We start from the raw sequence: 11,273 nt of genomic DNA on the forward strand, positions 1-11,273 counted from the left end.
CGGAAATTCCCTGCGGACAGAACAGCGGCGGCAGTGTTTGTTGAAAACACTGCCGCCGCTGTTGTCCGGGCTGCCCGGACTGCCCGGACTGCCCGGACTGCCCAGACTGCCCAGAGCCTGCCTAGATGAGCCCCTGGGCGAGCATCGCGTCGGCCACCTTCACGAAGCCGCCGATGTTTGCGCCGAGCACGTAGTTCCCCGGGTCGCCGTATTCGTCCGCGGTGGCGGCGCAGCGGTCGTGGATCCCGATCATGATCTCGGTGAGCCGTTCCTCGGTGTGCGCGAAGGTCCAGGAGTCGCGGCTCGCGTTCTGCTGCATTTCCAGCGCGGAGGTGGCCACGCCGCCCGCGTTCGCGGCTTTGCCCGGCCCGAACAGGATGCGGGCTTCCTGGAAGACCGCGACGGCGTCGGGGGTTGAGGGCATGTTGGCGCCCTCCCCCACGGCCAGAAGTCCGTTGCGGACCAGCCGGGCGGCGGCGACGCCGTCGAGCTCGTTTTGCGTGGCACACGGCAGCGCGACGGTCGCGTCGATGTCCCAGACCGAGCCGCCCTCCACGTAGGAGACGTTGGAGCGCCGGGCCTCGTAGTCCTTGAGCCGTCCGCGCTCGACCTCCTTGATCTGGCGCAGCAGCTCGACGTCGATCCCGGCCTCGTCCACGACGTAGCCGGAGGAATCGGAGCAGGCGACGACCGTGGCGCCGAGTCCTTGGGCCTTGGCGATCGCGTTGATGGCGACGTTGCCCGAGCCGGAGACCACCACGCGCTGGCCGTCGAAGGTCTGGCCGCGGGTCTTGAGCATTTCCTCGGTAAAGATCACGGTGCCGTAGCCGGTGGCTTCGGGCCGCACGAGCGAGCCGCCCCAGGTGATGCCCTTGCCGGTGAGGACGCCGGATTCGTAGCGGTTCGTAATCCGTTTGTACTGCCCGAAGAGGTAACCGATTTCGCGGCCGCCGACGCCGATGTCCCCGGCCGGGACGTCGGTGTACTCGCCGATGTGCCGGTACAGCTCGGTCATGAAGGACTGGCAGAAGCGCATGATCTCGGCGTCCGAGCGTCCGCGGGGGTCAAAGTCGGAGCCGCCCTTGCCGCCGCCGATTGGCATGCCGGTGAGGGCATTCTTGAAGATCTGCTCGAAGCCGAGGAACTTCACGATTCCCAGGTTCACCGAAGGGTGGAACCGCAGGCCGCCCTTGAACGGCCCCAGGGCAGAGCTGAACTCGACGCGGAAGCCGCGGTTGATCTGGAACGTACCGGCGTCGTCGACCCACGGGACCCGGAAGATGATCTGTCGCTCGGGCTCGCAGAGTCGCTCGAGCACGGCGCCTTCGAGGAATTCCGGGTGGCGGTCGTGCACCGGTCCGAGGCTTTCGAAGACCTCGGTGACTGCCTGATGGAACTCCCCTTCGCCGGGGTTCCGGGCCAGCACCGTGTCCCGGATGGCTTCAAGCCGTGCGTCCATTACAACTCCCTAAACCTTGGCGCTCCTCGCGGGGCGCAACAATCAAGCCTATCCATGGTTGCACCGGGCGGTGAGGATTTCTATTCGAGCACCCGCGGCCGCCCCGTGTGACAAAAACGGGGTGGCGGAGGACACAGCACTGCCGTTTCATTGGCGGCCGCGATGCTTGCGGCGAACGGTTTGCTGCGGATTGTTTGCGGCCGGCTCTTTGCGGTCGATTACTTCCGGCGGCCGAACTTCGGCAGGCTGGCCAGAAGATCAGCGGCCCTGGTGGCTGCGCGGCCGACGGTGCGGCCGATCTGCTGGGGCCTGCTGTCCTCGCCTGCCGTGCCGACCGGCAGGACGACGGCGGGACTCAGCGGGCTGCCGGCGGGCCGTCCGGCGAGTGCGGCGGCAGGCTGCAGCGCCGCCGCGGGTGGTGTGGCTGCTGCGGCGGGCGGGGTTTCGGCTGCGGCGGGCGGGGTTTCGGCTGCGGGCGCGGGGGCCGTGGACGCGGCCGCGGCAGGTGCCGGGACGTGCTGGGTGTCCGGGACATGCTGGATCCGGGGTTTCGCGGTCCGCGCCGTGGACGCTTCCGACGCGGCGGTTCCGCCGACGTCGAACGTCTCCAGCCAGCTGACGATCCCGGCCAGCGGCTTCGGATTGAGCGTGTAGTAGCGTTTCTGGCCCTGCGCGCGCATGCTCACCAGGTCCGCTTCACGGAGTACCTTCAGGTGCTTGGAAATGGTGGGCTGGCTGGCGGCGAGCTCCTGGACCAGCTCCCCCACTGCTTTGTCCCCCTTGCGGAGGGAGACCAGAATGTCACGCCGGGTTGCCTCAGCAATGACGGCAAATACGTCGTCTGTCACCATGCCCTCCACACTAGCGACATATACGCCGGATGGCATCCACTAATTGACTGCCCCCGCAGTTAGTGCCCGGGCATTGCCCCGGACCGGGTGCGGTGCTAAAACGGACGCACCGCCTTCCCGGCAGGTGAGGCCGCCGCCTACCGATGCAGAGGAGTGGACCGCCATGGGTGACTTCTTCCGGAATCAGCTATTTAACATCATCGCCGTCGTGTTCCTGGCCCTGTTCGTGATCGTCTGGGGCAACGTACTCTTCAAGGTCTGGGTGTTCGTCCCGGAGGTGCCGGGAACCGCGCCCGATCTGAACGGCGCCGTCGTCTGCGCCGCCGGGGTGCTCTCCACCTCGCTGAGTTCACTCACCGCCTCCGCCCTCGGCTTCACCATTGCCGAGGTGCGCCGGGAGGAACAGGGCGGCAGCGAAGCCGGTGCCGGACAGGCCATGGCCGGCACCTTCGACGTCGGCGGGATCACCACGAAGCTGTCCGGCCGGGTCATCGCAGCGTTGATGGTGTACCTCGTGATCGGGTTGCTGGTGCTCGGCGTGTGGCTCGTGAAAGGCACCGCCTCCACCGACCTGATCGGGGCGTTCTCACTCTCGCTGCTGGGCTGGATCATCGGCGCCGCCGGGGTCGTGTTCCAGACCGAGAAGCCCGCAGCGCAACCCGCCGCAGCCGGTCAGCCGGGACACCGGGCGAACCCGGCGTCCTAGGCGAACCCGGCGTCAAGCGCCTAGTCGAACCAGGGGTCCAGCCCGTAGAGCGGGAAGACTTCCTTGCGGGTGGCCATCACGGTCCGGTCCACTTCGTCGTTCGGGTCGAAGCCGACTTCCCAGGAGCGCCACCAGAGGTCGACGTCGTCGCCCATCATCTCCGGCGCGGCGACCCCGTACTTGGCCCCGTACTTTTCCTTTACGTAGCTGCGCCAGTCCTCCGGCACCGGGGTGCGGAGGGGAACCGGGCGGCCGGCAGCAATGGCGATCAGATGGCTCCAGGACCGAGGCACCACGGTGATGACGTTGTAGCCGCCTCCGCCGGTGGAGATCCAGCGGTTGTCGCAGTAGCGGGCCGCGAGGTTGCTAATAGCGGTGGCGGCCTCCCGCTGGCCGTCGACGCTGATGTTCAGGTGCGTGAGCGGATCCAGCCGGTGCGAGTCACAGCCGTGCTGGCTCACGATGACTTCGGGCTTGAAGGCGCCCACGAGCTGCGGCACGACGGCGTGGAACGCGCGCAGCCAGCCGCCGTCGCCGGTGCCGGCCGGCAGGGCAACGTTTACGGCGCTGCCCTCCGCGTTGGGCCCGCCGATCTCGTTGGCGTAGCCGGTGCCCGGGAACAGGGTCAGCCCCGTCTCGTGCAGCGAGATCGTGAGCACGCGCGGATCGTCCCAGAAGATGCTCTGGGTTCCGTCGCCGTGGTGGGCATCGATGTCGATGTAGACCACGCGCTGCAGGCCGCCGTCGAGCAGCCGCTGGATGGCGAGTGCCGCGTCGTTGTAGATGCAGAAGCCGCTGGCGCGTTCGCGGGCCGCGTGGTGCATGCCGCCGCCGAAGTTCACCGCACGGACGGCGCTGCCGTCCAGGATCGCGGAGGCTGCCAGCAGCGAGCCGCCGGCCAGCCTGGCACTGGCCTCGTGCATGCCGGCGAAGGCCGGGTCATCCTCGGTGCCGAGCCCGCGCTCGAGGTCAGGGGAAGCCGGGTCCGCGCTGACGCGCCGGACGGCGGCTACGAATTCCGGGCTGTGGACGGTGCTCAGCTCCGCGTCGCTGGCGACTTCCGGGGCCGCGACCGTGACGTGCTCCAGATCCAGCAGGCCGAGGCTTCCGGCCAGCCGGGCCGTGAGTTCCATTCGCTCCGGGGCCATCGGGTGGCTGTGGCCGAAGTTGTACGCGGTCATGGCAGGATCCCACACCACCGTCGTTGGCAGTGCGGTCTTTGCGAGCCCCGGCAGATATGTCATCAATCACAGGCTACCCGAGCGCGGGGCTCCCTTCCCCAGTCATTGCGCGGGGTTTAGTGGTTTACTACTGAAGGAAGAAGTTTCAAGCGAGGATAAGCGACACATGACGCAGAGCCAGTCGAGGTCCCAGAGCCCGGCCAACTGGCACCCCGGCGCCCCGGAGCGGGAAGGCCTGTGGATCTTCACCCGCCTCCGCGACTTCATTGACAACATCGCCAATACGACCCCGGCCCGGCTCGCGCTGTCCGCGTTCGGCCTGGTGATCCTGGTCTTCACTTTCCTGTTGTCCCTGCCGTTTTCCTCTGCCACCGGTGATTTAACGCCGCTGCACCAGGCACTCTTCACTGCCGTGTCCGCCGTCTGCGTGACCGGCCTGACCGTGGTTTCAACGGCGGTGCACTGGTCCTTCTTCGGCCAGCTCATCATCCTGATCGGCATCTTCGTGGGCGGTCTGGGCACCCTGACACTGGCCTCGCTGCTGGCCCTTATGGTCAGCAAGAAGCTGGGTGTCCGCGGCAAGCTGATCGCCCAGGAGGCCATGAACGCCGGCCGCCTCGGCGAGGTGGGCACCCTGCTGCGGATCGTCATCGTCACCTCGGTGGTGATCGAGGCCTCGCTGGCGGTTGTACTGATCCCGCGGTTCCTGATGCTGGGCGAAAGCTTCGGCCAGTCGGTCTGGCACGGGGTGTTCTACTCCATTTCGGCCTTTAACAACGCCGGTTTCACCCCGCACTCGGACGGGATCGTGCCCTACGAGACGGATCTGTGGATCCTGGTCCCGCTGATGGTCGGGGTCTTCCTCGGCAGCCTGGGTTTCCCCGTGGTGATGGTGCTGCAGCAGAACGGGCTGAACTGGAAGAAATGGAACCTGCACACCAAGCTGACCATCCAGGTCTCCCTGATCCTGCTGGCAGGCGGCACGCTGCTGTGGGGGCTGATGGAATGGGAGAACCTGAGGACCATCGGCGGAATGAACGTGGCGGACAAGGTCATCCATTCGCTCTTCGCGTCGGTGATGACCCGTTCCGGCGGCTTCAACCTGGTGGACCAGAACCAGATGGATTCCACCACGATGCTCCTGACCGACGCCCTCATGTTCGCCGGCGGCGGCTCGGCGTCGACCGCGGGCGGCATCAAGGTGACCACCATCGCCGTGATGTTCCTGGCGATCCTGGCCGAGGCCCGCGGCGACTCCGATGTAAAGGTGTACGGCCGGACCATCCCGGAGGGCACCATGCGGGTGGCCATCTCGGTCATCGTCGCCGGCGCCACGCTGGTCGCCGTGTCGGCCCTGCTGCTGCTTCACATCAGCGGGGCGTCCCTGGACCGGGTGCTCTTTGAGACCATCTCGGCGTTCGCCACGGTGGGCCTCAGCACGAACCTCAGCGCCGAGCTCCCGCCGTCGGGCGTTTATGTCCTTACTGCCCTGATGTTCGCCGGACGTGTCGGGACCGTCACCCTTGCCGCTGCCCTGGCCCTGCGCCAGCGCAGCCAGCTGTACCACTACCCGGAAGAGAGACCGATCATTGGCTAGTTCCTCCAACGCCGTCAACCGCCCCGCCCACAATGCACCCGTGCTGGTGATCGGGCTGGGCCGCTTCGGCGCTTCCACCGCTGAACAGCTGGTCAAGCAGGGCCGCGAGGTGCTGGCCATCGAACGCGACCGCAGCCTGGTGCAAAAATGGGCGGGCGTCCTGACGCACGTCGTCGAGGCCGACGCCACCAACATCGACGCCCTCCGCCAGCTCGGCGCGCAGGAGTTCAGCTCCGCCGTCGTGGGAGTGGGCACCTCGATCGAATCCTCGGTGCTCATCACAGTGAACCTTGTGGATCTCGGCATTGAGCACCTTTGGGTCAAGGCGATCACACCCTCGCACGGCAAGATCCTGACCCGGATCGGCGCCAACCACGTGATCTACCCGGAGGCCGACGCCGGTGTCCGGGCCGCGCACCTGGTCTCCGGCCGCATGCTGGACTTCATCGAGTTCGACGACGACTTCGCGATCGTGAAGATGTACCCGCCGCGCGAAACCGTGGGCTTCACCCTGGACGAATCCAAGGTCCGTTCCAAGTACGGCGTCACGATAGTGGGCGTGAAGTCCCCGGGCGAGGACTTCACCTACGCCCGCCCGGAGACGAAGGTTTCCGCACGGGACATGCTCATCGTTTCCGGGCACGTGGACCTGCTGGAACGGTTCGCCGCCCGACCGTAACGGCGGTGCGGGGGTGCGCTGCGGGGTGCGCTGCGCTGCGTCGGAGGCGGCAATTCCGGACTCGCAACCGGCCGTGCCGGACGTCAGGCCAGCTGCTGGGTGATCTCCGCGGACCGGGCGGAGGCCGCGCGGGCGCCTAGGGCGATGATCGCGGGCAGGCCGCTAGCGTCGAAGCTGGCGATGGCGCGTTCGGTCGTGCCGTTGGGGCTGGTGACAGCCTTGCGCAGCGCCGCCGGATCCGCGCCCGGCTCGGCCAGCATAAAGCCGGCCCCGGCCACGGTTTCGCGGGCAATCAGCAGGGACAGGTCACGGTCGAGTCCGAGTTCGACGCCGGCTTCCGCCATCGCTTCGGCCAGGTAGAACGCGTACGCCGGGCCCGAGCCGCTGATCGCGGACAGCGCGTCGACCTGGTGTTCGGGGATTTCGACGACGGTGCCCGCGGCGGCCAGGAGGTCCTTGGCCCGCTGAAGCTGCTCCGGGGTGCAGTGCGTGCCCGGCGACACGGATACGACGCCGCGGCCCAGCTGGGCCGGGGTGTTGGGCATGCTCCGGATCACTGGCTGGCCGGCCGGCAGGGCCGCTTCCAACTGCTCCAGCGAGACCGCGGCAGCGACGCTGATGACGATCGTGTCCGGTGCCAGCGAATCGCCGATTTCACGGGCGAGGTCGGCGATGCCGACGGGCTTGACGCCCAGGATCACGACGCCGGCGCCGGTGGCCGCCTGTTTGTTGTTCTCCGGCTCTTCCTCGCCGGCGATGGCGGTGATGCCATGATGCCGCTTGGCGAGTTCGTCGGCCCGTTCGGCGCGGCGGACCGTGGCGACAATGTCCGCCGGGTCAGCGCCGCCGGCGATCAGGCCGGTCATGATGGCCTCGTTCATTGACCCACAGCCCAGGAATGCGATTCGGTTGCTCATGCCCCCATCATTGCAGTCCAGCCCGATTCACAGCCAGCTCACATCTCAGGGTCAGGGTCTTCACAAACTCCCCGCGTAACTTCGTAGTTACCCCATTGAGGGTGCGAGTGATGCGGCAGGCATGCGGATGTCTGCCCGGCACCGGTGGTCTGCAGCGGGTTTTCCCCCATTTTCCCGCAGCGGACGGCCGGTGCCTTTCGACTTTAAGCCGAATCTCCGATTCCGGGAGAAGCCACGTCATGCAGGCGGGCTTCCAGAAATCTCCGGTCTGCCGCGTTTCCGGCCAGGTTCAGGGCGGAGGCGTACGCTGCCGCGGCTTCCCCGGTGCGGCCAAGCCGGGCGAGGAAATCCGCGCGGACGGCGTGGAACAGGTGGTAGCCCTCCAGACCGAGGGCGTCGGCGAGGCGCAGCGCGGCTTCGGGGCCTTCGAGCTCGGCCACCGCCACGGTCCGGTTGAGCGCAACGACCGGCCCGGGCGCAACCTCGAGGAGCTGATCGTAGAGCCGGAGGATCTGCCGCCAGTCCGTTGCCGCGGCGTCCCGTGCGTCGCTGTGGACCGCACTGATCGCGGCCTGCAGCTGGTAGGGCCCGGGCTGGTTCCGCCGCAAACATTGACGTACCAGCGCCTGGCCCTCCGCGATCAGGGCTCGGTCCCACCGGCGGCGGTCCTGATCCGCCAGCAGCACCAGGCCGCCGTCGGCTTCCCGCGCGGCGCGCCGGGATTCGGTCAGCAGCATCAGGGCCAGCAGGCCCGTCACCTCGGGTTCGTCCGGCATCAGTGCCGCCAGCAGGCGGCCCAGCCTGATCGCCTCCCGGCAGAGGTCCTCCCGGATCAGCGTCCCGCCGGAGCTGGAACTGTAGCCCTCGTTGAAGATGAGGTACACCACCGCGAGCACCGCCGGCAGGCGCGCGGGAAGTTCCGCGCCCTGCGGCACCCGGTACGGAATCCGGGCATCCCTGATTTTCGCTTTGGCCCGGACCAGGCGCTGCGCCATGGTGGATTCCGGCACCAGGAAAGCATGGGCGATTTCCGCCGTCGTGAGTCCACCCAGCAGCCGGAGCGTCAGCGCCACCTGCACGTTCGCGGCCAGGGCCGGGTGGCAGCAGGTGAAAATCAGCCGCAACCGGTCATCGTCCACGGTGCCCTCCCTCGAGAGTTCAGCGACCACGTGTTCCTCGGGCGTCCGCGGGTCCGCGGAACGGGCCGTCTCCAGCCGCACCGCGCTGCGCTGTTTGTCCTCGCGTCCGGCTTCCCGGCGCAGGCGGTCGACCGCACGGTTCCGGGCCGTGGTGATGATCCACGCTGCCGGGCTGCGCGGGATGCCGCCGGACGGCCAGTGCTGGACCGCGAGGGTGAAAGCATCCTGGACGGCGTCCTCGGCGGCGTCGATGTCCCCCAGCACGCGCGTCAGCACGGCGACGGCACGCCCGTATTCCTCCCGGAAGACACCGGCGATGTCCGCCGTCGCCGGTGTCCCAGAGGGCTTAGGCACCGGGTTTCCCGGCGGCGTGGCCGACGTCGGCGGAACGGACTCCGATGATCGCCCTCGAGCCGGATCCGGCACCGGTGCGGTGGACGCTGCTTCACCCGCCATTCCGGGAGCCTAGTGCTGGATCGGGCGGACTTCGATGGGTAGCGTCGTCGCGCGGGCCAGCTTGCCGGCCCAGCCGAGTGCGGCGTCGAGGTCCTCCGCCTCGATGACGGTGAACCCGCCGAGGTGCTCCTTGGCCTCGGCGAAGGGACCGTCCGTGATGAGCAGCTCGGTGCCCTGCTGCCGGACGACAGTGGCTGTTTCGGTGGGATGGAGTCCGGCGCCAAACACCCAGGCGCCGGCGTCCTGCATTTCACGGTTCAGGGCCTCGACGTCCCGCATGATGGGCTCAAGAAATTCCGGGTCCGGGGCGGGGCCGACGGGCTGGTAAACGCTGAGCAGGTACTGTGCCATGGTGCTGTCCTCCTTGACGAAGCGGCCGGCTCCCTGCCGGCCTCTCACCTATTAGACGAACGGCCTGCGTCCGGATCGACATCCGACTGCCCGGCATACGGTCTGCCTGACTTGGGACTGCGCGGCCTGGGCGTGCGCGACGTCAGGCTCCATGGAGTCACCGGACGTCGGCTGGCCGTGCCATCGCTTCCTCGGGCGCATTGGCGTCGAGTGTCTGCCGCTGAACGGGGTGGTCGTTCCGGGTCACGTGGGGTGCCGGCTGCAGCGGACCCTCGAAGACCAGCTGATCCAGCCGGCGCAGGATCAGACCTTCGCGAAGGGCCCAGGGGCAGATTTCCAGGCTCGGAAACTCGAACATTTCGAGGGCGGCTTCGGCCACCAGGGCCCCTGCCAGCAGCTGGGGGGCACGGGCCTCGGAGACTCCGGGAAGGTTCAGCCGGTCCTGGACCTCCATGGCAGAGATGCGCTGCGCCCAGAGGCCAAGGTCCGTGGCGAACAGCTCACGCTTGACGTAGGGGCCGGCGGCGCTGGGCGCGGCGCCGGCGATGCGCGCCAGCGAACGGAAGGTCTTGGATGTGCCCGCCACGTGGTTCGCCCTGCCGAGCTTCGCGAAGTCGCGTACGACCGGTTTGAGCGTGGCCCTGATGTAGCGGCGAAGGTCCTTAACGCTCTTGGCCGAGGGCGGGTCGTCCTGCAGCCAGTCCCGGGTCAGCCGGCTCGCACCCAGCGGGACGGAGGTCGCGAGCTCCGGGAGCTCGTCCTCGCCGTAGGCCATTTCAAAGGACCCGCCGCCGATGTCCAGGTTCAGCATGGGTCCGGCGCCCCAGCCGTACCAGCGGCGGACGGCGAAGAACGTCATCGAGGATTCCTCGCTGCCGGTCAGCTCCTGCAATGTCACGGTGGTCTCGAGCTTGACGCGGGCCAGGACGGCAGCCCCATTGGTAGCCTCGCGAATAGCGGACGTACAGAACGCCAGCAGGTCTTCGGCCTTGTGCTTGGCCGCGAATTCCCATGCTTCGAGGACGAACTCGATCAGCTCATGCTGCCCGGCGTCGTTGATGTTCCCGTCGCTGTCGAGGAACTGCACGAGGGACAGCGGGCGTTTGTGCGAGGCGAAAGGCACCGGGCGCGCACCAGCGTGGGCATCCACCAGCAGGAGATGGACAGTGTTTGATCCGATATCGAGGACGCCAAGACGCATAGGGCCATTATCCCCCCCCGAACGCGGCCGGCTTTACGCACCGGCCGCGTCACACACGATCGTCCTTGGGGGCTGGCGGGCCAGGGTGCGGACACCAGGGCTGGGTTTTAGGGCTGGGCGTCCTCGGCGGCGGCGCCCTCGTCCTCGTTCTCCTCGGTGGGCTTGAAGTCGCGTCGGATGTTCGCCACGCCTTCCGGGTCGATCTCGAAGCCAAAGGCTGCACCGGGGTTGATGACCATGCCGAGGTCGTCGCCAAGGTTGCCGAGGATCGCGGCGCCTTGCGTGCCGAGCACGTTCGGCGCGGCGGCCAGGTACTGCTCCGTGACACGGTTCGGGTGGGAGAACACGGCCAGGACCGGCTTGCCGGAGGAGTTCGCCAGCACCAGCGGCTCAACCTGGGAATCTGCTCCTTCGAGGACATCGGCGCTGACGATGTACACCTCATTGTTGAGGAAGGCCAGGATGACGTCAACGGGGTTTGCGTCCGGTTCTTCCCCGCGGGAGAGCTTCTCTTCAAGATCGTTCAGCGGCTGGAGGTCCAAGTGCTCGGGCTGTTCAGTCATGTTCCTACTCGATCACGTTGCGCCCGGGTCCGCAAACGCGAAATCGCCGGAAACCTGCGAGTACCCCTGAAAACTCCCTGTGTGTCAGGCTCTTGTGTGACAGGTTTGCTGTCGCCCGCGGCCTGGCGTGCGGGGCGGGGAAAGGTCCGTGATGGATTTTGTTATTCCTTCCC

Annotated in this window: 11 protein-coding genes; 3 read left to right on the plus strand and 8 right to left on the minus strand. The window is 67.6% G+C overall.

The window, feature by feature from the left end:
• Positions 1-121: 121 nt before the first annotated feature.
• Positions 122-1,459 carry an NADP-specific glutamate dehydrogenase gene (gene gdhA, locus AC50X9_RS11710; protein ID WP_494893752.1) on the minus strand — a complete coding sequence of 446 codons (1,338 nt, stop codon included), beginning with the start codon at positions 1,457-1,459 and terminating at the stop codon, positions 122-124.
• 218 nt (positions 1,460-1,677) lie between these two features.
• On the minus strand, positions 1,678-2,310 hold the full coding sequence (locus tag AC50X9_RS11715) for an ArsR/SmtB family transcription factor (RefSeq protein ID WP_494893754.1): 633 nt from the start codon (positions 2,308-2,310) through the stop codon (positions 1,678-1,680).
• A gap of 163 nt (positions 2,311-2,473) precedes the next feature.
• Here AC50X9_RS11715 and AC50X9_RS11720 point away from each other — a divergent pair, with 163 nt between their 5' ends.
• Positions 2,474-3,016: a hypothetical protein gene (locus tag AC50X9_RS11720; protein WP_494893756.1), complete on the plus strand. Its 543-nt coding sequence runs from the start codon at positions 2,474-2,476 to the stop codon at positions 3,014-3,016.
• Between the two features lie 20 nt (positions 3,017-3,036).
• On the opposite strand, the gene AC50X9_RS11725 is transcribed toward AC50X9_RS11720, so the two are convergent.
• Positions 3,037-4,260 carry an acetoin utilization protein AcuC gene (locus AC50X9_RS11725; protein ID WP_494893758.1) on the minus strand — a complete coding sequence of 408 codons (1,224 nt, stop codon included), beginning with the start codon at positions 4,258-4,260 and terminating at the stop codon, positions 3,037-3,039.
• Positions 4,261-4,363: 103 nt separating this feature from the next.
• Here AC50X9_RS11725 and AC50X9_RS11730 point away from each other — a divergent pair, with 103 nt between their 5' ends.
• Both AC50X9_RS11730 and AC50X9_RS11735 read left to right on the plus strand, forming a co-directional pair.
• Entirely contained in the window at positions 4,364-5,794 is a 1,431-nt protein-coding gene (locus AC50X9_RS11730) for a TrkH family potassium uptake protein (protein ID WP_494893760.1), read from the plus strand.
• 40 nt (positions 5,795-5,834) lie between these two features.
• The gene (locus AC50X9_RS11735; protein WP_494893779.1) at positions 5,835-6,473 is read left to right on the plus strand and encodes a potassium channel family protein; all 639 of its coding nucleotides are present in this window, start codon (positions 5,835-5,837) and stop codon (positions 6,471-6,473) included.
• Positions 6,474-6,556: 83 nt separating this feature from the next.
• On the opposite strand, the gene proC is transcribed toward AC50X9_RS11735, so the two are convergent.
• From proC to AC50X9_RS11760, 5 genes are all read right to left on the minus strand, one after another.
• On the minus strand, positions 6,557-7,390 hold the full coding sequence (gene proC, locus AC50X9_RS11740; protein ID WP_494893762.1) for a pyrroline-5-carboxylate reductase: 834 nt from the start codon (positions 7,388-7,390) through the stop codon (positions 6,557-6,559).
• Positions 7,391-7,593: 203 nt separating this feature from the next.
• On the minus strand, positions 7,594-8,883 hold the full coding sequence (locus AC50X9_RS11745; protein WP_494893764.1) for an RNA polymerase sigma factor: 1,290 nt from the start codon (positions 8,881-8,883) through the stop codon (positions 7,594-7,596).
• Positions 8,884-8,994: 111 nt separating this feature from the next.
• Entirely contained in the window at positions 8,995-9,336 is a 342-nt protein-coding gene (locus AC50X9_RS11750) for a YciI family protein (RefSeq protein ID WP_494893766.1), read from the minus strand.
• 157 nt (positions 9,337-9,493) lie between these two features.
• Positions 9,494-10,537 carry a Ppx/GppA phosphatase family protein gene (locus AC50X9_RS11755; protein WP_494893768.1) on the minus strand — a complete coding sequence of 348 codons (1,044 nt, stop codon included), beginning with the start codon at positions 10,535-10,537 and terminating at the stop codon, positions 9,494-9,496.
• 107 nt (positions 10,538-10,644) lie between these two features.
• Complete coding sequence (locus tag AC50X9_RS11760; RefSeq protein ID WP_494893770.1) at positions 10,645-11,100, minus strand: SseB family protein; 456 nt, start codon at positions 11,098-11,100, stop codon at positions 10,645-10,647.
• Between the last annotated feature and the right edge of the window lie 173 nt (positions 11,101-11,273).

Source organism: Pseudarthrobacter sp. HLT1-3, assembly GCF_059383535.1.

Excerpts from the sequence above, each read along its gene's own strand:
- gdhA (WP_494893752.1), bottom strand. The coding sequence starts at position 1,459 with ATGGACGCACGGCTTGAAGCCATCCGGGACACGGTGCTGGCCCGGAAC.
- AC50X9_RS11715 (WP_494893754.1), bottom strand. The coding sequence starts at position 2,310 with ATGGTGACAGACGACGTATTTGCCGTCATTGCTGAGGCAACCCGGCGT.
- AC50X9_RS11720 (WP_494893756.1), top strand. The coding sequence starts at position 2,474 with ATGGGTGACTTCTTCCGGAATCAGCTATTTAACATCATCGCCGTCGTG.
- AC50X9_RS11725 (WP_494893758.1), bottom strand. The coding sequence starts at position 4,260 with ATGACATATCTGCCGGGGCTCGCAAAGACCGCACTGCCAACGACGGTG.
- AC50X9_RS11730 (WP_494893760.1), top strand. The coding sequence starts at position 4,364 with ATGACGCAGAGCCAGTCGAGGTCCCAGAGCCCGGCCAACTGGCACCCC.
- proC (WP_494893762.1), bottom strand. The coding sequence starts at position 7,390 with ATGAGCAACCGAATCGCATTCCTGGGCTGTGGGTCAATGAACGAGGCC.
- AC50X9_RS11750 (WP_494893766.1), bottom strand. The coding sequence starts at position 9,336 with ATGGCACAGTACCTGCTCAGCGTTTACCAGCCCGTCGGCCCCGCCCCG.
- AC50X9_RS11755 (WP_494893768.1), bottom strand. The coding sequence starts at position 10,537 with ATGCGTCTTGGCGTCCTCGATATCGGATCAAACACTGTCCATCTCCTG.
- AC50X9_RS11760 (WP_494893770.1), bottom strand. The coding sequence starts at position 11,100 with ATGACTGAACAGCCCGAGCACTTGGACCTCCAGCCGCTGAACGATCTT.